Origin of the sequence: Streptomyces sp. NPDC006294 (genome assembly GCF_042870895.1) — a bacterium.
Taxonomy (GTDB): domain Bacteria; phylum Actinomycetota; class Actinomycetes; order Streptomycetales; family Streptomycetaceae; genus Streptomyces.
The window spans coordinates 22,977-41,970 of record NZ_JBIAHV010000025.1 but is presented as its reverse complement, the minus strand read 5'-3'; the positions used below and the strand labels follow the sequence as shown (position 1 = coordinate 41,970).

The following is an 18,994-nucleotide window of genomic DNA, read 5'->3' as shown; positions in this document are numbered from 1 at the left end:
ACCGCATTGCAGGGGTTGGAAGTTGTCGTTCTGCGGCTGGCGGGGACGGTGGCCGTGACCGTCGTCAAGTCGCTGATCGCCGCCCGCCCGGGAGCGGGCCTGGTGCCGGGCCGCAGGGCCGCGCCGCTGCCCCGGCCGGACCCGGCCCCGGTGGCGAAGAGGCTCGCCGGCCGGCTCTCGGATCCGTACGCCGACCTGCCGGACCACGAGCGCGAAGCGGCCGTCGAGGCGGTACGGGACACGGTCCAGGGCGCCGGGACAGTCGGCCCCGACCGCCTGTTCGCGCTGGACCTCGACCCGGAGCGGCTGTTCCGGGCGCTGCGCGACCCCGCGGCGGGTCTGGCCGAGCGGGGTGTCGAGCTCTACGACGAACTGCTGCGGCTGTGCTGCGCGCATCTGGTCGAGAAGCTGACCGCCGATCCGTCGTTCATGGCGCGGGCCGCGGTGGAACACACCCGCAGGGCGGGCCGCACCGAAGCGCTCGTCGAGGACGTCAGGGCCAGGCTGGGCCCGCGGCCCGAGGCGGTGGCACTCGGCTTCGAGGAACGGTACGCGGACTATGTGGCCGAGACGCACGGGCGGCTGGAACTGTTCGGCCTCACCCTCGGCAGATCGGGGAGCGAGTGGCCGCTGGACACGGCGTACATCTCGCTGGCGGTGAGCGGGGACGGGCCCCACCAGGAAAGCTTCGGGCTGCCCCGGACCGGGCAGGTCGCCGTGAAGGCGGAGCAGATCCTGGCCTCGGCCGACCGGCTCGTCCTGCGTGGCGCCGCCGGGTCGGGCAAGAGCACCCTGGTGCAGTGGCTCGCCCTCAACGCCGCGCGGCGCAGCTTCGGCAGGGATCTGGAGGACTGGAACCGGTGCGTGCCCTTCCTGCTGCGGCTGCGCGCCTTCACAGCGTCCGACGCGCTGCCGATGCCGGACGCCTTCCTGCGGGCCGCGGGGGTCCCGCTGCACGGCGAGGCGCCCGCGGGCTGGACGGAGAAGCTGCTGGCGGACGGCCGGGCGCTGATCCTGGTCGACGGAGTGGACGAGATCCCCGCACGGCAGCGGCACCGTACGGAGAGCTGGCTGAAGTCGCTGATCGCCGCCTACCCGGACGCCCGGTACGTGGTGACGACGCGGCCCTCCGCCGTTCCCGAGGACTGGCTGTCCCGCCAGGGATTCGTCGCCCACTCCCTTCTTCCGATGGAGCGCGACGACATCCGTTCGTTCATCGGCCACTGGCACGAGGCCGCGCGCCAGGAGTGCCCGTCGGAACCCGAACGCGCCCAGCTGGACACTTACGAGACGTCCCTGCGCAAGGCCGTCTCCACCCGCCGTGATCTGGGCAGGCTCGCCACCAACCCGCTGATGTGCGCACTGCTGTGCGCACTGAACCGGGACCGCAGGATGCAGCTGCCGCGCGCCCGCAAGGAGCTCTACGACGCGGCCCTGGACATGCTGCTGGTGCGGCGGGACACCGAGCGGGAGATCGTCGCCGTGGAGGGCGTCGACCTGACGCGCGAGGAGCAGACGGCGCTGCTGCAGCGGCTGGCGTACTGGCTCATCCGCAACGGGCAGGTGGAGGCGGAGCGCGCCGAGGCGGTGGAGATGGTGGGCGAGTGGCTGGCCGCCATGCCGCAGGTGCAGGGCAGCCCCGAGCAGGTCTTCTCCCATCTGCTCATCAGGAGCGGTCTGCTGCGCGAACCGCGCCCGGGGGCCGTGGACTTCGTGCACCGGACCTTCCAGGACTACCTGGGCGCCAAGGCGGCGGTGGAGGCCCGTGACTTCGGGGTCCTCGTGCAGAACGCGCACGACGACCAGTGGGACGACGTGGTGCAGATGGCCGTCGGCCACGCCCGCGTCGAGGAGCGGGCCCGGCTGCTGCGGCAGCTGCTGCGCCGCGCCGACCGGGCGCAGCGCCACCGGCACCGTCTGGTGCTGCTCGCCGCGGCCTGTCTGGAGCACGCTCCGGAGCTGGATCCGCAGATCCGTGCAACGGTGCAGTCGCGCACCCAGGAGCTGCTGCCGCCGCGCACCCAGGACGACGCGGCACAGCTGGCCAAGGTCGGCGAGCTGGTGCTGGAGCTGCTGCCCGGACCGGAGGACCTGGAGGAGTACACGGCGGCCGCCGTGGTGCGCACGGCGGCCCTGATCAAGGGTGACGCCGCGTTCGAGGTGGCCGCGCGGTACCGCGAGGACGCACGGCAGTCCGTGACGTTCCAGGTGTCGACGGCCTGGGGTTCGTTCGACACCGAGTCGTACGCCAGGGACGTGCTGGCCGCCGGGACGTGGCAGGCCTCGTACCTCCACGTCCAGACGCCGGAACAGCTCCACGCCCTCCGCCACGTACCCCATGCCCGGCGCCTGCACGTGACGGGCGACCACCACGACCTCACTCCGCTGCTCGCGGTGGAAGACCCCGAATGGGTCTTCCTGTACGAGAACGGGGTGGTGGACGACCTCACGCCGCTCGCGTCGTTCCCTGGGCTCAAGGACGTCGGTCTGAGCCGGTGCCCCCGGCTGCGCGACCTGCGGCCGCTGGCGCGGCCCGGACTCGAGCGGCTCTCGCTCTGGGAGGTCCACCCGGAGGTCTCGATCGAGCCCCTGCGGGACATGCCCGATCTGCAGAGCGTGATGCTCTCGCAGCCGCTGCTCATCGAGAGCCTGAAGGAACTTCCGGTCGGCCCGCGCCTCGTCCACCTCGGGCTCCACACCCAGACCCGCTATGTGAGCCTGGAGGGCATCGAGCGGTGGCCGCTGCTGGAGGAGCTGACGATCGCGGGCCAGTCGCAGCTGCGCCAGCTGTCGTGCCTGCCGCTGCCGCCCGCGCTGACGAGTCTGAGCCTGTACGAGCTCGACCCTCTCGACCCGCGTCCGCTCCTCGGCCACGCAACGCTGCGGAAGCTGCTCCTCTGGCGGTGCGAACTGCCGTACGGTCTCACCGCACTGCGCGACCTGCCCTCACTCGCCTCCCTCCGGCTCTGGCAGTGCTCACCGTCCGGAGCACCCGTCGACATCGGACCGCTCGCCGCCGTGCCCGGCCTGAAGGTCTCGGTCACCGACGACACCCCGTTCATCGGCATCGACCGCTTCCCGCCCGACCGCATCGAGGTGAGGCGCACCAGAACCTGACGCGGTCTCACACCCCTGCCGCTCCCAGCGCCGTGCCCGCCGCGTGCGTCACCGCCATGGCGAGCGCCCCGCCGGACACGTTGCGCAGCACGGCGGGCCGTGGCGGGGCCGCGCCCAGCCGGGCGCTCCACCAGCCGGTGACCGCGAGCGCGACGAGCACCGAGCAGACGGTGACGTACAGGCGGGCCGGCGCCGGGGGCAGCACGATCGCCAGCAACGGCAGCAGGGCGCCGACCGTGAACGCGAGGAAGCTGGCGCCCGCCGCCTGCCAGGGGTCGGTCAGCGCGTCGGGGTCGATGCCCAGCTCCACGCGCGCGTGGGCGCGCAGCGCGTCGCGTTCGGTGAGCTGGACGGCGGCCTCCCTCGCCACCTCCTGCGACAGACCACGGTCCGCCAGCATCCGGGTCAGCTCGTCCAGTTCGGCTTCCGGCTGTTCCCTCAGCTCACGCTTCTCCACCGCCAGAGCGGCCTTCTCGGAGTCGCGCTGGGTGGAGACGGAGACGTACTCGCCGGCCGCCATCGACATCGAGCCGGCGAGCAGTCCGGCGAGCCCGGCGGTGAGCAGCGCGCCCCGCGAGTTCGTCGCTCCGGCCACGCCGACGACGATGCCCGCGGTGGAGACGATGCCGTCGTTCGCCCCGAGGACGGCGGCGCGCAGCCAGTTGAGACGGGTGCCGAGGCCGCCGCCCGCGTGAGGTTCGTCGTGCATTCCGCCGCCGGTCGTTTCACTCATCCGGGGACCCTTTCACGCCGGGGAAGTTGGGCGCGGTGTGCCACGCCCCGGCTCCGCGGGACCGGGGGCGGGCAAGGGCTGTCGGTCCCGGCCCGTATTCTCTGTGACCATGCTCGACGACCGTACGACCGTAAGCCCGACATGGCCGGCCGCGTATCCGCAGAGGTACGCGGTCGTCGACGTGGAGACCACCGGACTCGCCCGGGACGACCGGATAGTGTCGGCCGCCGTCTACCACCTCGACACGCAGGGCAACGTCGAGGACCACTGGTACACGCTCGTCAACCCGGAGCGCGATCCCGGGCCGGTGCGGATCCACGGTCTGACGAGCGATGTGCTGGAGGGTGCGCCGCTGTTCGGCGAGATCGCCGGTGAGCTGTCCGCCCGGCTCGACGACCGGGTGCTGGTCGCGCACAACGCCGCGTTCGACTGGTCCATGATTGCCAGGGAGTACGCGCGTGCGCGCGGCGCGGCGCCGACCCGGCAGCGGCTGTGCACCATCGCGCTCGCCAAGGAGCTGCGGCTGCCGCTGCCGAACCACAAGCTCGAATCGCTCGCCGCGCACTACGGGGTGGTGCAGCAGCGGGCCCACCACGCGCTGGACGACGCCCGGGTGCTCGCGGAGGCGTTCCGGCCGAGCCTGCACCTCGCGGCCCGCGACGGTGTGCGGCTGCCGCTGCTCGAATGCCGGCCGCTGACCGAGTGGTCGGACGCCCCCGCCATCCCGCGCGTCGGCTACCAGTCGTCGTACGGCCACAGCAGCTGGCGCCCGTCGCGCAAGCGCCCCCCGTGCCCGTTCCCCAACCCTGGGCGGTACGAGCCGGACGGGCAGCTCGTGCAGGGCATGCGGGTCGCCTTCTCCGGGGACACGTCGGTGGAGCGTGAACTGCTCGAGGACCGGGCCGTCGAGGCGGGGCTGCACGTCGCGACGAGCGTGTCCCGGCTGACGAGCCTGCTGGTGACCAACGACCCGGGGGCGGCGACGTCCAAGACGGTGAAGGCGGCGTCGTACGGCACGCCCGTCGTCGACGAGGGCGCCTTCACCCAGTTGCTGCGGGACGTGACCCCGGCGGCCGGCGCAACCGACCCGTCGGCGGGACGCGCACGCGCATCGGAGTGAACCCGGCGCGACTCGCCCGCCGGCCGCTCGCCCGGGGCGCCGAAGCGTTTCACCCTGTGGCGCATGGCACGTTGCGAGGTTTGCGGAAACGACTACGGCATGTCCTTCGAGGTGCACGCGCAGGGCGCGGTGCACGTCTTCGACTGCTTCTCCTGCGCCATCCACCGTATGGCGCCCATCTGTGAGCACTGCCGGGTGCAGATCATCGGCCAGGGCGTCGAGGTCGAGGGCCACTGGTACTGCGGCGCCCACTGCGCCCGCGCCGAGGGGAGGGCCGGGATCGTCGACCGGGTGTGACCTGCGTCCCGGCCGGGTCGACGGGCAGTCCCGCACCGGGACCCAGCGTCCGGGACCCGGCGCGGAGCAGGTACGGTCGAAGCCGTGTACCGCTTCCTGTTGACCCGGCAGTGGGTGATCCTCACCCTCATCGGCCTCGTGCTCGTTCCCACGATGATCGAGCTGGGCTTCTGGCAGCTCCACCGGCACGAGCGCCGGGTCGCGCAGAACGCCGTCATCGAGCGGAACCTCGGCGCGAAGCCGGTCCCGGTGACCGAGCTCACCTCCCCGGGGCACACGGTCCCGCGCGCCGACTACTGGCGGCGGACCACCGCGACCGGCACCTTCGACACCGCCCATGAGGTGGTCGTCCGCCGCCGTACCAACGCCGACGACCGCGTCGGCTTCCACGTACTGACCCCGCTGGTGCTCGCCGACGGGCGTGCCGTCCTCGTCAACCGCGGCTGGGTCCCCGCGGCGGCCGACCAGAAGGCGTTCCCCGAGGTGCCGCCCGCGCCCGGGGGCACCGTGACGGTCACCGGCAGGCTCAAGGCCGACGAGACGACCGGCTCCAGCGGCATCAAGGACCTGAAGGGACTGCCGCCGCGCCAGGTGATGCTGATCAACAGCGAGCAGCAGAGCCTGCTCCTGGACCGGCAGGTGCTCGGCGGCTACGTCGAGCAGTCCGACCCGAAGCCCGCCGGCGCCGGCCCCGAGCTGATCCCGGAACCGGACCACGACTCCATCGGCGCCCATATGGCGTACGCCGTCCAGTGGTGGCTGTTCGCCGCGGCGGTGCCCGTCGGATGGGTGATTCTGGTACGCCGCGAGAAGCAGGACCGCGCGGCGGCACGGAACGCCACGCCCGAGCCGGCCCCGGCCGCTGCTTAGTCGTCTCCCGCCGTGGGAACACGCCACAGCGTGACCCCACACACCCAGCGCATCGAGGACTACGCCCTCATCGGCGATCTGCAGACCGCCGCACTCGTCGGCAGGAACGGCTCCATCGACTGGCTGTGCCTGCCCCGGTTCGACTCCGCGGCCTGCTTCGCAGCCCTCCTCGGCGACGAGGAGAACGGCCACTGGCGGATCGCTCCCGAAGCCGCGGCGACCTGCACCAGCCGCCGCTATGTCGGCGCGTCACTGGTGCTGGAATCGGTGTGGGAGACGCACACCGGGACGGTCAGGGTCCTCGACTTCATGCCGCAGCGGGACGAGGCGCCCGACCTCGTCCGCATCGTCGAGGGCGTCAGCGGCACCGTCGACATGCGCGGCACCCTGCGGCTCCGCTTCGACTACGGCTCCGTCGTGCCCTGGGTGCGGCGCGCCGACGGCCACCGGATCGCGATCGCCGGCCCCGACTCGGTGTGGCTGCGCAGCGAACCGCCGGTCAAGACCTGGGGGCAGCAGTACAGCACCTGCTCGTCGTTCACCGTCGGCGAGGGCGACTCGGTGGCGTTCGTCCTCACCTGGCATCCCTCGCACAAGCCGAGGCCCGGTCTCATCGATCCGCACGAGTCGCTGAAGCACTGCCTGCAGGACTGGGAGACGTGGTCGTCGAAGTGCCGGTACCAGGGCCCCTACCGGGACGCCGTCCTGCGCTCCCTGATCACCCTCAAGGCGCTGACGTACGCCCCCACCGGCGGCATCGTCGCCGCCCCCACCACCTCGCTCCCCGAGCAGATCGGCGGCGTGCGGAACTGGGACTACCGTTTCTGCTGGCTGCGCGACTCCACCCTCACCCTGAGCGCGCTGGTCTCCGCCGGCTATCTCGACGAGGCCGCGGCCTGGCGTGACTGGCTGCTGCGCGCGGTCGCCGGCGACCCGGCCGACCTCCAGATCATGTACGGGCTCGCGGGCGAACGGCGCCTGGCCGAACTGGAGCTGGGCTGGCTACCCGGCTACGCCGGTTCCGTACCGGTCCGCGTCGGCAACGGCGCCGCGGACCAGCTCCAGCTCGACGTGTACGGCGAGGTCATCGACTCCCTCTTCCTCGCCCGGCAGGCGGGGCTCGCGCCGGAGCGGCACGCCTGGAACATCCAGCTGAGCCTGCTGGGCTTCCTCGAGGCCAAGTGGCGCGAACCGGACGAGGGCCTGTGGGAGGTCCGCGGCCCGCGCCGGCACTTCGTGCACTCCAAGATCATGGCGTGGGTCGCCGCGGACCGCGCCGTACGCACCCTGGAGTCGGAGCCGTCGCTGCGCGGCGACGCGGCACGCTGGCGGGCGATGCGGGACGAGGTGCACCGCGAGGTGTGCGAGAAGGGCTTCGACCCGGTACGGAACACCTTCACCCAGTCGTACGGCTCGGCGGAGCTCGACGCGGCCGTCCTGCTCATTCCCCGCGTCGGATTCCTGCCGCCCGACGACCCCCGGGTGATCGGAACCGTCGACGCGATCCGGCGGGAACTCGGCAGCGGCCCCCTCGTACGCCGCTACACCGCGGAGGCCACCCACGTCGACGGACTGCCGGGCCAGGAGGGCGCGTTCCTCGTGTGCTCCTTCTGGCTGGCCGACGCACTGCGGCTGACCGGCCGGGAGAAGGAGGCCCGCGAACTGTTCGAACGGCTGCTGGCCCTGCGCAACGACGTGGGCCTCCTCGCCGAGGAGTACGATCCGGCGGCCGGCCGGCACCTCGGGAACTTCCCGCAGGCGTTCAGCCACATCGGCCTGGTCACCACGGCCCTCGCGCTCACCGGACAGGAAGCGGCAGGATAGGGCCATGGATCTTGGACTGAAGGACCGTGTCTACATCGTCACCGGCGCCTCGCGCGGCCTGGGCAACGCCTCGGCGCGGGCGCTCGTCGCGGACGGCGCGAAGGTCGTCATCAGCGGACGGGACGAGCAGACCGTCAAGAACGCCGCAGCCGAACTCGGCGCCGGCGCGGTGGGCGTGGCCTGCGACAACGCGGACCCGGCGGGTGCGGGGCGCCTCGTCGCCGCCGCCCGGGCCCACTTCGGGCGCCTCGACGGCATCCTCATCAGCGTCGGCGGCCCGGCGCCCGGCTTCGTCGCGGACAACTCCGACGAGCAGTGGACCGCCGCCTTCAAGTCGGTCTTCCTCGGCGCGGTCCGCCTCGCCCGCACGGCCGCGGCGGAACTGGGCGACGGCGGCGTCATCGGCTTCGTCCTCTCCGGTTCCGTGCACGAACCCATCCCCGGCCTGACCATCTCCAACGGCCTGCGTCCCGGCCTCGCCGGCTTCGCCAAGTCCCTCGCGAACGAACTGGGCCCGCGCGGCATCCGGGTCGTCGGCCTGCTGCCCTCCCGCATCGACACGGACCGCGTGCGCGAACTCGACGCCCTCTCGGGCGACGCGGAAGCGGCCCGCACGGCGAACGAGTCGGCCATCCCCCTGCGGCGCTACGGCACCCCTGACGAGTTCGGCCGCGCGGCGGCGTTCCTGCTCTCGCCGGCGGCGTCCTACCTGACGGGCCTCATGCTCCCGGTCGACGGCGGTGCCCGCCACGGCTTCTGACGGGAGAGATTCCGGGCTCCGCCCCGACCCGGTACCGCGCACGCCGGCGGGGCTGGATTCCCCAGCCCCGCCGGCGTTTGCGGCGCGGGGGTCCGGGGGCAGCGCCCCCGGTCCGGGAAGGGGCGGGGTGGGGAAACGGCCCGCGCAGCGGCCACCGTCACGACACCCGCCGCGCCCGATGCCTCGCCACTCCCATCCGCACCTCCGTCGGCAGCGCCTCCAACCCCGCCGAGTCCCGCGCGTGCGCCACCGCCTCGTCGGCGAGACGCTCCAGCGTCGCGCGCGGCGCCGCGTCGGGTTCCAGCTGGAGCACCACCCGCGCCCGCGGCGCGTTACGCCGCCCGGCCACGGCGACGGAGGCACGGGAGACGCCCTCCAGGGACGCCGCCTCGTCCTCCAGTACGCCCTCCAGAGCCCGCCCCCGCAGCAGCGCGCCTTCGCCGTCGCCGCTCTCCACCAGGACCTCCGCCAGCCGCGCGCGCCGGAATTGGGCGAGGAACCACCACAGGGCGAGGACGACCAGCAGGGCGAGCACCGCGATGACGACCGGCCACCACCAGCCCTCGTCCTGCCAGCGCGCCCGGTCGGCGTCGCTCAGCAGGACGTCGTGCGGTCCGTCGTAGGGCCACCACGAGGGGACGGAGAGGTCCGCGCCCGCGGCCAGGACGGCACCGCCGGCGCAGATCATCACCAGCCCGGCGAGGCCGAGGAGCACACGGTTGACGGCTCGAAGCTTCTCGTGCACGGGTCATCGCCCCTTCTTCGCCGGTGGTCTGCCCACACGCACGGCCAGGGCCGGAGGCCGGGCGAGGCCGAGTTCCTTCAGTCCCACACCGAGCGCCGTGTCCAGGTCGGCTCGTACGTCGTCGAGGTCGCGGAAGTGGGCCCGCGCCTGCACCGATGCCCTGGAGCGCCCGATCCGCACCCGGACGCTCTGCACCCCGGAGACCTCCATGGCCCGGTCGCGGAGCACGAGGGCCGCGGCATCACGGTGAAGACCGGCCCGCAGCTGCGCCCGGTCCCGCCGCATCGGCAGCAGCGGCCGCAGGCCGGGCGTCACCGCGAGGACGACGAGCCAGATGCCGACGAGCATCACGGCGCCCGCCGCGGCGAGGATCGCCATCTCGTCGAGGCGCCATTCGGCGAGATGGTCGGCCGCGGCACGCCGCCAGCGCATCGCGGGCCGGTCTGCCCGCACGGCCGCGACGTCGTAGAGCAGCAGTCCGGCGCCGCCGAGGATCAGCAGGGCCAGCAGCGCGGCGGGCACGCGGCGCACCGACCAGAACCGTCCGGCTCTGCCGCCGTCCCCGTCCTCCCCCGGCACCGGGTCGTACGCGGACGCGGAGGCGGACTGGTCCAGTTCGAGGACCGGGGGTCCGGAACCCGTGGACCCCGCGGCCGGTCCGGCCTCCGTCGGCCGGTCGGGGCCCGGCCCCGCGCCGGTGGGCTTCTCCGGTTCGGTCATCGAATCCTCCCCTGCGCCGCACCGCGCGAGTGGGCGGAGTGCAGCCGCTCGACGTGCACCGCCACCTCGGGGACCTCCATCCCCGCCAACGCCTTTACCCGCTGGACGACTTGCCGACGCACCGCGCCGCACTGGGCGCCGATGTCGGAGGGGTAGTCCAGTTCGAGGCTGACCCGTACCCGGGCGGTGTCGTGGTGCACGACGACCATGGCGTGCGGCGGCGCGCCGCCCTCCGGCACGCTGTGCAGCGCTTCACGTGCCGCCTGCGCGGCGATCTTCGCGACGACGCGATCGGCGATGGTTGTCGCGCCCCGGGCGGCCGGCGCCGGCCGCCCCACGGGCATCTCTCCGGGCGTGCCCGACACCCCCACCGGATCCACGGCCACGGTCCGTCACCGCCGCCCGTCGCCACGCTCGCGGCCCCGGAAGAAGTCGCCGACCTCGAGGTCGCCCTCGAGGAACCGACCAACCACGAAGCCGACCGCTCCCAGGGCCGCCACCAGCAGAAACGCACCGAACCCGCCGAAGTATCCGGCGAATCCGAGCGCCATGCCGGCCATCAGTCCGACCACCGCCATGCTCATGTTGGGCTCCTTTACTGGAGTCGCGGCTCCGGCTCTTCCTCTTCCTCATCGGGCAGTTTCACGTCGCCGACGGCGATGTTGACCTCGACGACCTCGAGCCCGGTCATCCGTTCGACGGCGGAGACGACGTTCTCCCGGACGTCGCGGGCGACGTCGGCGATGGAGACGCCGTAGTCGATGACGATCTCGAGGTCGAGCGCCGTCTGCACCTCGCCGACCTCGGCCTTCACGCCACGCGTCGCGCTCGATTTGCTGCTGCTGGAGCCCACCCGGTCGCGCACCGCACCGAACGTACGGGACAGGCCGCCGCCCATCGCGTGAACGCCGAGCACATCCCTGGCGGCGAGTCCGGCGATCTTCTCCACCACGCCGTCGGCGATGGTGGTGCGGCCGCGGGCTCCGGGCTCGGGAAGGCGTTTGCCGCCGGGCCGCCGGTTCGAGTCGCTGGAACCCGACAGCTCGTTTCCAGACGTCGTGGGCTGGCTGCGCCCAGGTGTTTCGGTCATCGCTGTGGTCCTTTCCGGGCGGTTGGTTACCCCGTTGCCCACATTAGGCGCGCTTGCCCCCATCCGCTCCGGGGATGCGGCAGGCTGGTGCAATGACCACTCCCGATGCGGTGCGGCGACGGGTGCACAGGGTGCTGGGCCTCGGCGGACTTCTCGCCCTGGGCGGTCCGGCGGACGGCGCCTGGCTGGCCGAGTCCGCGGCCACGGCGGTGCTGCGCGGCGCGGCGGCCTCGGTGCCGGGGGCCGCGCTGGACGACGTACGGCTCTCCCTGGCCGACCCCGCGGCGGCAGAGGACCCGACGGTGCCGGCCCCGCCGGCGGCGTCGCCTCCGGGGCCGCTCCGGGTCGAGGCGGACGTGGCGGTGTGGGACCTGGACGAGCCGCTGCCGGCGCTCACGGCGGCGCTGCGGAGCGCGTTGTTCGACGCGGCGGTGGAGGATCTGGGCCTTGCGGTCACGGTCGTCGATCTACGGGTGACCCGGCTGCTGGACGCGGCCCCAAAGGAGCGCCGGCCGCCCGAGCCGCCCGCGGTCGAGGCCCCGTCCGACCCGGCGGGCACGGCCGCGGCCGCGACCCCGGGTGTGGCGCACCTGACGGCGACGCTGGGCACGGCGGTGCATTCGGCGCCGGACCATGTCCGCGTCGAACTGGCGACGGCGGAGGGGCACCGGGCGCTGGACGTGGCACGGGCGGTGCGGGGCGCGGTGGGGGCGGCGCTGGGCGACGGCCGGCCGGTGACGGTGGTGATCACGGCCACGCCGTGACCACTCCCCTTCTGCCGGGCTCCGCCCGGACCCGCGCCTCGAGCTCGCCCTACGGCCTGCGGCCGTGGGGGACCTCCAGGCGGGCTGGGTCTGCCGGTCCCGTCGTGGCTCCACCCCGAAGCCCGCGTCCCGGCCTTCCCCTACGGCCTGCGGCCGTGGGTGGGGGCACCTCCCACGGCCGCCAGGCCGTAGGGGGACTACCCCCGGCGAGGCTTGAGTTGCCCCGGCGCACCCGACCCGGCCGGTGACGTGTCCGGCGAGGCTTGAGTTGCCCGGCTCGGTCCGGTTGCCGCGCAGCGGCACATCAGGCCCGGCTTGGGGGCCCACCCGCGGCCGCCAGGCCGTGGAGCGGAGATCGAGGTAACCGCGTGGAGCGCGGTACCGGGTCCGGGCGCAGCCCGGCACGCACGCCCACCCCATCCGGCAGGGAAGACGTGTCAGTCCGCGAGCCCCGCCAGGTCGCGCAGCCTGCGGCCCTGGGCCGCCCGTTCCGCCGCCCGCTGGTCGTCGTACGAGCGGTCCGCCGCACCCCGCAGCAGCGCCTTCGTCTCGATCAGCGCGTCCCGCGGCGCGGCGAGGAGCGCCGAGGCCAGGTCCCGTACCGCGGCGTCGAGTTCGTCGCCGGGGACGACGAGGTTGGCCAGGCCGGTGCGCTCGGCCTCCTCCGCGTGGACGAAGCGGCCGGTCGCGCAGATTTCGAGCGCGCGGGCGTAGCCGACGAGGGACACCAGCGGGTGCGTGCCGGTGAGGTCGGGGACGAGGCCGAGCGCGGTCTCGCGCATGGCGAACTGCACGTCCTGCGCGACGACCCGCAGGTCGCAGGCGAGGGCGAGTTGGAAGCCGGCTCCGATCGCGTGTCCTTGGACAGCCGCGATCGTGATGATGTCGTTGCGGCGCCACCAGGTGAACGCCTCCTGGAACTCGGCGATGGACGCGTCGATCTCCGCGTCGGTGCCGCGTGCCAGGTCGGTGAAGGACGGCTCGCCGTCGAAGCCTTCGGGCGTGAAGGCCTGCCGGTCGAGGCCGGCGGAGAAGGACTTGCCCTCACCGCGCAGCACGACGACCCGCACGCTGCCCGGCAGCGACCGCCCGGCCTGCGTCAACGCCCGCCACAGCGCGAAGTTCTGGGCGTTGCGCTTGTCCGGGTTCGTCAGGGTCACCGTGGCGACCGTGTCTTCGACGGTGAGCCGTACGCCGTCCTTGTCGAGTACGGGGTCGAGCGAAGTCATGAGGCGCCTCCGGTTCGGTGCAGTCTGGCTTACCCTTCGTGTCACGAAGGGTAAGCTACTGCACGGTAACCGCCTGATCGGTCCTGGGGACCGACCAGGCGCTCGCCGTGGGAACCGACGGGCCGGAGAAAACAGCCTCGTACGACGGGACCGTCAGGCCGATGCGGCCTTCTTGCCTCGCGTCGCTCCGCCGCGCCCTCGCAGGACGACTCCGGATTCACTGAGCATCCGGTGGACGAATCCGTAGGAGCGGCCGGTCTCTTCGGCCAGCGCCCGGATGCTCGCACCGGAGTCGTATTTCTTCTTCAGGTCTGCCGCGAGCTTGTCGCGCGCGGCGCCGGTTACCCGGCTGCCCTTCTTCAGAGTCTCGGCCACCCGTGCCTCCTCATGGGAAGTGCGCTCTGGAATTCCCATGATCACCCCTCGCGGGCGTCCTGGCCACCCATTCGACAAGGTCAGTACGGAACGCTTTGCCCTGCGGTAGGAGGTCACCACGAACGGAATGCCAGATTCCGGTCGGGCGTAGGCCGGTGTCAGAACGGGACCGCGACGGAAAGGCCAGGTCAGAGACGCTGCGCGAGAGGCGCCCCCGCAGCGGCCCCGGCGGCTGCCGCGCACCAGCCGCCACGCCGCGATACGAGACGCCCTCACACAGATGATGGATCACTCGTAGGCCGAATGATCCATACAGAGATCCATACGGAGGCCGCGCCGGGCGGCCCGGCAGGGTCCCGCGCCGGTGCGGCACCCCGTCCGAAGGCCGTCAGGCCAGGGCCACCAGATCCGCGTAGTCGGCTCCCCACAGGTCCTCGACGCCGTCCGGGAGCAGGATGATCCGCTCCGGTTCGAGCGCCTCGACCGCGCCCTCGTCGTGCGTGACGAGGATGACCGCGCCCTTGTAGGTGCGCAGCGCGCCGAGGATCTCCTCGCGGCTGGCCGGGTCGAGGTTGTTGGTGGGCTCGTCGAGCAGCAGCACGTTGGCGGAGGAGACCACGAGGGTGGCCAGGGCGAGCCGGGTCTTCTCGCCGCCGGAGAGCACCCCGGCGGGCTTGTCGACGTCGTCGCCGGAGAAGAGGAAAGAGCCCAGTGTCTTGCGGACCTCGACCAGATCGAGGTCCGGCGCGGAGGAGCGCATGTTCTCCAGGACCGTACGGTCGGGGTCCAGGGTCTCGTGCTCCTGGGCGTAGTAGCCGAGTTTGAGGCCGTGGCCCGGGGTGACCCGGCCGGTGTCAGGCGTCTCCACGCCCGCGAGCAGGCGCAGCAACGTGGTCTTTCCGGCGCCGTTGAGGCCCAGGATGACGACGCGGGAGCCCTTGTCGATCGCGAGGTCCACGTCGGTGAAGATCTCGAGCGAGCCGTACGACTTGGACAGGCCCTCCGCGCTGAGCGGCGTCTTGCCGCAGGGCGCGGGCTCCGGGAAGCGGAGCTTGGCGACCTTGTCGGCCATGCGGACGTCCTCGAGGCCGGCCAGCAGGCGCTCGGCGCGACGGGCCATGTTCTGCGCGGCGACGGTCTTGGTGGCCTTGGCGCGCATCTTGTCGGCCTGCGAGTTGAGGGCGGCGGCCTTCTTCTCGGCGTTCTGCCGTTCGCGCTTGCGGCGCTTCTCGTCGGCCTCGCGCTGCGCCTGGTAGAGCTTCCAGCCCATGTTGTAGACGTCGATCTGGGCGCGGTTGGCGTCGAGGTAGAAGACCTTGTTGACGACGGTCTCCACGAGGTCTACGTCGTGGGAGATCACGATGAAGCCGCCGCGGTAGGTCTTCAGATAGTCACGCAGCCAGACGATGGAGTCGGCGTCGAGGTGGTTGGTGGGCTCGTCGAGGAGGAGAGTGTCGGCGTCCGAGAAGAGGATGCGGGCGAGCTCGACACGGCGGCGCTGACCGCCGGAGAGGGTATGGAGCGGCTGGCCGAGCACCCGGTCGGGCAGGCCGAGCGCGGCGGCGATGGTGGCCGCCTCCGCCTCCGCGGAGTACCCGCCCTTGGTGAGGAACTCGGTCTCCTGGCGCTCGTACTGGCGCAGCGCCTTCTCGCGGGTGGCTCCCTGGCCGCCGGCGATGCGCTCCTCGTTCTGCCGCATCTTGTGGATCAGGGTGTCGAGACCGCGGGCGGAGAGGATGCGGTCGCGGGCCAGGACGTCGAGGTCGCCGGTGCGCGGGTCCTGCGGGAGGTAGCCGACCTCGCCGGACCGGGTGATGGTTCCGCCGGCGGGGACACCCTCGCCCGCGAGGCACTTGGTGAGCGTGGTCTTGCCCGCTCCGTTGCGGCCGACGAGGCCGATGCGGTCGCCCTTGGCGATGCGGAAGGAAGCGGATTCGATGAGGACGCGCGCGCCGGCGCGCAGCTCGATACCGGATGCGGTGATCAAGGGGAAAACTCCAGGGCGGTATGGACGGCGGAAGGGACGGGCGGCAGACGCTTCTACGCCGTCTAATGCACAAGGAGAATTGCCATACGGCCCAGTCTAACGGGACGGTGCAAGTGTTTTTCCCGGCCGGACAGGGCCCGGGCGCCCCTCACCCCCGCGACGACGCGGGCCGCCTGCACGTGCGGCACAGCCGCGTTGTCAGTGGCGGATGCCAGACTGAGACACAGATCACATCCCTGTCGTCGAGCAAGTTGAGGAGTGGTCGCCATGGTTCAGTCGCCGAGCATCTGTCCGACGCTGGTGTACGCGGACGCCAAGGCCGCGATCAGACAGCTCACCAAGGCCTTCGGTTTCTCCGAGCACGCGGTGTACGAGAGCGAGGACGGCGGCGTGGCCCACGCCGAGCTGACGTACGGGAACGGCATGGTGATGCTGGGCAGCAAGGGCACCGGCAGCTCGTTCGACAAGCTGATGGAGGGCGCGGGGCCGACCGGTGTGTTCGTGCATGTCGACGACGTCGACGCGCACCACGGCAGAGCGGTGGAGCACGGAGCGGAGATCGTGATGCCGCCGACCGACCAGGACTACGGCTCACGGGACTACATGGCCCGCGACCTCGAGGGCAACATCTGGAGCTTCGGTACGTACGCGCCGGGGTCGGCGGGGGCCGCGTAGACCTCGCCGCGGCCCGCCGCGTCTCGCGCCGGCGCGCCCCGGGGTCAGACGCCGCCGGTGTGCACCTGGAAGGCGGCCCTGCGCACCGCCTTGGCCAGCGCCGGGTCCGGGTGGGCCGCCGCGAGGGCGACCAGCACCTGGACCGTACGGGGGTGACCGCCGGCGCGGACCTCGTCGAGCAGGGCCGGGACGGTGCCCTGGACCGCCGAGTCGAGGTGCCGCAGCAGCAGCTGCGGCTCACCGTGGTCGGCGACGGCGGCCGCGGTGTCCACCCACAGCCAGGTCGCCTCCTCACGGGTGAGGACCTCGGCCGCGTCGTCCGGGTCCGCTCCCTCGTACTCGGCCAGCCACAGCAGGGCGTACGGGCGCAGGGACGGTTCAGCGGCGGCCGCGCGGACCTCGGTCTCCGCGGGCGCGCCGACCACACGCAGCGCCTCGAAGGCCAGACCGCGCAGCAGGGCGTCCTCGCCCCGGGCGACGGCCAGCAGTTCGGCGACGGCGCTGGAGACGGTGCGGGCCGCGAGCCAGGCGCGGTACTCGGCGCGGGCCGGACCGGGGGTGAGGCGGGCGCAGCCGCGGAGCATGTCCTCCGCGGACTGCTCGATGTTGCCCGCGGGGCTCTGCGCGGCGACGCAGATCTGCTCCAGCTTGACCCAGACCGCCCAGTTGCCGAGCGGGGTGAGGGTGGCCTGGCCGCGCTCGAGGGTCAGGGCGCCGACGGCCGACAGCCCTTCGAGCGCCCAGTCGAGGAGCGCGGCGACGGGCGCCTCGTCCGGGACCGGTCCGGCCGCCGGTTCGGGCCGGGTGCCGTCGGGGACCTCGCAGCGTTCCTCGCGGAGCTCGGCGACGCGCTGCTGGAGCAGGTCGGCCAGGGCCGGCTTGAGCACGGGCCCGGCCGACAGCTGGAGGAGGGAGAGCACCTGGGGTACGGCCTCGACCACCTCGGCGACCGTGGCGGGAGCGACGTCCCCGGGCACCGGGTGGACCAGTGACCAGGCGTCGAAGAGGGCGACCCAGCCGCGCAGCACGGCCATGTCGTCCCGGTCCCAGGCGCGCAGCCGCCAGCCGGGGCGGGCCGTCTCGCCGTGCAGCTCGATCAGACCGGCGAGACGGGCGCGGTCCCAGCCGGCCCGTACCTGGTCCGCGGACATGTCCAGCGCGGCCGCGGCCCGCTCCCGTGCCTCCGCGATCGAGCTGGCCGCGCCGGGACCGCGCTCCACGGCCGCCCAGCGGGCGACCCGCACGGCGTCGGCGAGCACCGCCCGCGCCTGGCGCGCGAGCTCGGCGGGGGCGGGCGTGCCCTCCGGCGGCCGGGGCGACGGACGCGTGCGCCGGGTCGTCACGGCCCTTCGTGCGGTGGCCAGGGACCGCGGGCGGACAAGACGAAGTCTGGAGTTGCGCGCCAATTGCTCATCAGGCTTTCGGGACGTCACAGGGTGCAGTCTTCCCGTTGACAGGCCGAAAGCCCAAACGGAACCTCGCGGGCCGGGCCGCGCACCCTCCCGGCCTGCACTTACATCAGCGGGGTGAGGAAGCGTCGGAGGACTTCGTGGTAGGCCTTCGGGTCCGCGTTCCACATGGCGGCGTGCGGGGCCTGCGGGACCGTGTGGAGGGTGACCAGATCGGGACGCCGGTCGGCGAGTTCCCGCGAGCGGTGCCAGGGGGCCAGGGAGTCGTCTGGGCCGTGGAAGATCAGCGTCGGCACGCCCAGCGACCGCGGGTCCACAGCTTCGGCGAGCCGGTCGCCGTACCCGGCCCCGGTGCGGCCCTGCGCGGCCCGCACGGCCAGCGGCAGCAGCGCGGCGGGGGTCCTGCGGGCGGCGGCGAGGCTGCGTACGGTCGCCTCCCAGTCGAGCACCGGCGAGTCCAGCACCACACCGCTGATGCGGTCCCGCAGGCCGGAGTTGGCGGCGGCGTGCAGGGCCATCGAGGCGCCGACCGACCAGCCGTGGATGATGACGCGCTCGGCGCCGTGGCGGACCGCGTGCCGGACGGCAGCGTCGAGGTCGCGCCACTCGGAGTCGCCGAGGTGGCCCAGACCGTCGGGGGGCCGGGGGGCGCCCTCGTCGCCCCGGTAGGCGAGGGACAGGACCGGGAACTGCTGGCCGAGGAGGAAGTCCAGCACGTTCAGGGTGTGCTCCCGGGTCGTGCCGAGACCGTGCACGGCGATGATCCAGGTGGCCCGGGCGCCGGGCACGAACCAGGCGGGGAGTGCGCCGAGTTCGCCGGGGACGAGGATGTCGGAGTGCTCGATGCCGAGCGCGGCGGACGGGTCGCCCTTGTGCACCTGCGGGGTGAGCCGGACCCGGGTGCCGGGCTCCAGCCCGCCCTCCGTGACGCGCACGAGCCGGCGCACGACCGTGTCCGCGTCGTGCGCGACGCCGTCGAGCACGGGGCCCACGACCGCGTGGACGCCGGGCGCCTCCAGTCCGTACGTGCCCGGGCGCATCGAGGCCAGGCTGCGGGTCAGGACGACGCGGCCGGGGGCGGTGGCGTGGACGGTGAGCCGGGGATCGCCCGGCAGTGGCCTTCGGGCCCCGCGGAGCGCGGCGTGGCTCGCGTAGCGGCCGGCCGCGACTGCGGCCGCGCCGACGCCGATCAGTGTGGTGACGGCCGCTGCCGTCGCTGTAGCGGGGCGCACGGGTCCAGTGTCGGGGCGGGCGGGGGTGGGGGCCAGTGGGGGGAGCC

Annotated in this window: 19 protein-coding genes; 8 read left to right on the top strand and 11 right to left on the bottom strand. The window is 73.1% G+C overall.

What is annotated here, in order from left to right:
• The first annotated feature begins 6 nt into the window (after nucleotides 1-6).
• Nucleotides 7-3,117: an NACHT domain-containing protein gene (locus ACFYOP_RS31940; protein WP_388453716.1), complete on the top strand. Its 3,111-nt coding sequence runs from the start codon at nucleotides 7-9 to the stop codon at nucleotides 3,115-3,117.
• A gap of 7 nt (nucleotides 3,118-3,124) precedes the next feature.
• On the opposite strand, the gene ACFYOP_RS31935 is transcribed toward ACFYOP_RS31940, so the two are convergent.
• Complete coding sequence (locus ACFYOP_RS31935; protein ID WP_356898760.1) at nucleotides 3,125-3,850, bottom strand: VIT family protein; 726 nt, start codon at nucleotides 3,848-3,850, stop codon at nucleotides 3,125-3,127.
• Between the two features lie 103 nt (nucleotides 3,851-3,953).
• On the opposite strand from ACFYOP_RS31935, the gene ACFYOP_RS31930 reads away from it, so the two are divergent.
• The 5 genes from ACFYOP_RS31930 to ACFYOP_RS31910 all read left to right on the top strand — a co-directional run bounded on the left by ACFYOP_RS31930 (nucleotide 3,954) and on the right by ACFYOP_RS31910 (nucleotide 8,721).
• Entirely contained in the window at nucleotides 3,954-4,970 is a 1,017-nt protein-coding gene (locus ACFYOP_RS31930) for a DEDDh family exonuclease (protein ID WP_356898759.1), read from the top strand.
• Between the two features lie 63 nt (nucleotides 4,971-5,033).
• Nucleotides 5,034-5,267, top strand: a complete 234-nt coding sequence (locus ACFYOP_RS31925) for a hypothetical protein (protein ID WP_100106509.1) — start codon at nucleotides 5,034-5,036, stop codon at nucleotides 5,265-5,267.
• A gap of 84 nt (nucleotides 5,268-5,351) precedes the next feature.
• Nucleotides 5,352-6,137, top strand: a complete 786-nt coding sequence (locus ACFYOP_RS31920) for an SURF1 family protein (RefSeq protein WP_356898758.1) — start codon at nucleotides 5,352-5,354, stop codon at nucleotides 6,135-6,137.
• 30 nt (nucleotides 6,138-6,167) lie between these two features.
• Nucleotides 6,168-7,961: a glycoside hydrolase family 15 protein gene (locus tag ACFYOP_RS31915; protein WP_356898757.1), complete on the top strand. Its 1,794-nt coding sequence runs from the start codon at nucleotides 6,168-6,170 to the stop codon at nucleotides 7,959-7,961.
• A 4-nt stretch (nucleotides 7,962-7,965) separates the two neighbouring features.
• Nucleotides 7,966-8,721 (top strand): SDR family oxidoreductase, encoded by a 756-nt coding sequence (locus ACFYOP_RS31910; RefSeq protein ID WP_356898756.1) that lies wholly within the window; start codon nucleotides 7,966-7,968, stop codon nucleotides 8,719-8,721.
• Nucleotides 8,722-8,878: 157 nt separating this feature from the next.
• On the opposite strand, the gene amaP is transcribed toward ACFYOP_RS31910, so the two are convergent.
• Genes amaP through ACFYOP_RS31885 form a run of 5 tightly spaced genes read right to left on the bottom strand, consistent with a single transcriptional unit; the run spans nucleotide 8,879 to nucleotide 11,276 of the window.
• Nucleotides 8,879-9,466, bottom strand: coding sequence for an alkaline shock response membrane anchor protein AmaP (gene amaP / locus ACFYOP_RS31905; protein ID WP_356898755.1), 588 nt, complete (start codon nucleotides 9,464-9,466; stop codon nucleotides 8,879-8,881).
• 3 nt (nucleotides 9,467-9,469) lie between these two features.
• On the bottom strand, nucleotides 9,470-10,186 hold the full coding sequence (locus ACFYOP_RS31900) for a DUF6286 domain-containing protein (RefSeq protein ID WP_356898754.1): 717 nt from the start codon (nucleotides 10,184-10,186) through the stop codon (nucleotides 9,470-9,472).
• The gene (locus ACFYOP_RS31895; RefSeq protein ID WP_356898798.1) at nucleotides 10,183-10,530 is read right to left on the bottom strand and encodes a hypothetical protein; all 348 of its coding nucleotides are present in this window, start codon (nucleotides 10,528-10,530) and stop codon (nucleotides 10,183-10,185) included. The genes ACFYOP_RS31900 and ACFYOP_RS31895 overlap by 4 nt, the downstream gene beginning before the upstream one ends.
• 48 nt (nucleotides 10,531-10,578) lie before the next feature.
• Nucleotides 10,579-10,770 (bottom strand): hypothetical protein, encoded by a 192-nt coding sequence (locus ACFYOP_RS31890; protein ID WP_264242632.1) that lies wholly within the window; start codon nucleotides 10,768-10,770, stop codon nucleotides 10,579-10,581.
• Between the two features lie 11 nt (nucleotides 10,771-10,781).
• Nucleotides 10,782-11,276 (bottom strand): Asp23/Gls24 family envelope stress response protein, encoded by a 495-nt coding sequence (locus ACFYOP_RS31885; protein ID WP_356898753.1) that lies wholly within the window; start codon nucleotides 11,274-11,276, stop codon nucleotides 10,782-10,784.
• A 92-nt stretch (nucleotides 11,277-11,368) separates the two neighbouring features.
• On the opposite strand from ACFYOP_RS31885, the gene ACFYOP_RS31880 reads away from it, so the two are divergent.
• Nucleotides 11,369-12,040, top strand: a complete 672-nt coding sequence (locus ACFYOP_RS31880) for a hypothetical protein (protein WP_356898752.1) — start codon at nucleotides 11,369-11,371, stop codon at nucleotides 12,038-12,040.
• A 437-nt stretch (nucleotides 12,041-12,477) separates the two neighbouring features.
• On the opposite strand, the gene ACFYOP_RS31875 is transcribed toward ACFYOP_RS31880, so the two are convergent.
• From ACFYOP_RS31875 to ACFYOP_RS31865, 3 genes are all read right to left on the bottom strand, one after another.
• Entirely contained in the window at nucleotides 12,478-13,269 is a 792-nt protein-coding gene (locus ACFYOP_RS31875) for an enoyl-CoA hydratase/isomerase family protein (RefSeq protein WP_356898751.1), read from the bottom strand.
• 153 nt (nucleotides 13,270-13,422) lie between these two features.
• Entirely contained in the window at nucleotides 13,423-13,644 is a 222-nt protein-coding gene (locus tag ACFYOP_RS31870) for a helix-turn-helix domain-containing protein (protein ID WP_005319113.1), read from the bottom strand.
• A 388-nt stretch (nucleotides 13,645-14,032) separates the two neighbouring features.
• Nucleotides 14,033-15,631 carry an ABC-F family ATP-binding cassette domain-containing protein gene (locus ACFYOP_RS31865; RefSeq protein WP_356898750.1) on the bottom strand — a complete coding sequence of 533 codons (1,599 nt, stop codon included), beginning with the start codon at nucleotides 15,629-15,631 and terminating at the stop codon, nucleotides 14,033-14,035.
• 267 nt (nucleotides 15,632-15,898) lie between these two features.
• Here ACFYOP_RS31865 and ACFYOP_RS31860 point away from each other — a divergent pair, with 267 nt between their 5' ends.
• Nucleotides 15,899-16,306 (top strand): VOC family protein, encoded by a 408-nt coding sequence (locus ACFYOP_RS31860; protein ID WP_356898749.1) that lies wholly within the window; start codon nucleotides 15,899-15,901, stop codon nucleotides 16,304-16,306.
• A gap of 44 nt (nucleotides 16,307-16,350) precedes the next feature.
• Here ACFYOP_RS31860 and ACFYOP_RS31855 read toward each other — a convergent pair whose 3' ends face one another.
• A complete protein-coding gene (locus ACFYOP_RS31855) occupies nucleotides 16,351-17,739 on the bottom strand; it encodes a hypothetical protein (RefSeq protein ID WP_388453705.1) in 1,389 nt (462 codons plus the stop codon).
• 80 nt (nucleotides 17,740-17,819) lie between these two features.
• Nucleotides 17,820-18,947: an alpha/beta fold hydrolase gene (locus ACFYOP_RS31850; protein WP_356898747.1), complete on the bottom strand. Its 1,128-nt coding sequence runs from the start codon at nucleotides 18,945-18,947 to the stop codon at nucleotides 17,820-17,822.
• Nucleotides 18,948-18,994 lie beyond the last annotated feature (47 nt).

Excerpts from the sequence above, each read along its gene's own strand:
- ACFYOP_RS31935 (WP_356898760.1), bottom strand. The coding sequence starts at position 3,850 with ATGAGTGAAACGACCGGCGGCGGAATGCACGACGAACCTCACGCGGGC.
- ACFYOP_RS31925 (WP_100106509.1), top strand. The coding sequence starts at position 5,034 with ATGGCACGTTGCGAGGTTTGCGGAAACGACTACGGCATGTCCTTCGAG.
- ACFYOP_RS31910 (WP_356898756.1), top strand. The coding sequence starts at position 7,966 with ATGGATCTTGGACTGAAGGACCGTGTCTACATCGTCACCGGCGCCTCG.
- ACFYOP_RS31900 (WP_356898754.1), bottom strand. The coding sequence starts at position 10,186 with ATGACCGAACCGGAGAAGCCCACCGGCGCGGGGCCGGGCCCCGACCGG.
- ACFYOP_RS31895 (WP_356898798.1), bottom strand. The coding sequence starts at position 10,530 with ATGCCCGTGGGGCGGCCGGCGCCGGCCGCCCGGGGCGCGACAACCATC.
- ACFYOP_RS31890 (WP_264242632.1), bottom strand. The coding sequence starts at position 10,770 with ATGAGCATGGCGGTGGTCGGACTGATGGCCGGCATGGCGCTCGGATTC.
- ACFYOP_RS31885 (WP_356898753.1), bottom strand. The coding sequence starts at position 11,276 with ATGACCGAAACACCTGGGCGCAGCCAGCCCACGACGTCTGGAAACGAG.
- ACFYOP_RS31880 (WP_356898752.1), top strand. The coding sequence starts at position 11,369 with ATGACCACTCCCGATGCGGTGCGGCGACGGGTGCACAGGGTGCTGGGC.
- ACFYOP_RS31875 (WP_356898751.1), bottom strand. The coding sequence starts at position 13,269 with ATGACTTCGCTCGACCCCGTACTCGACAAGGACGGCGTACGGCTCACC.
- ACFYOP_RS31860 (WP_356898749.1), top strand. The coding sequence starts at position 15,899 with ATGGTTCAGTCGCCGAGCATCTGTCCGACGCTGGTGTACGCGGACGCC.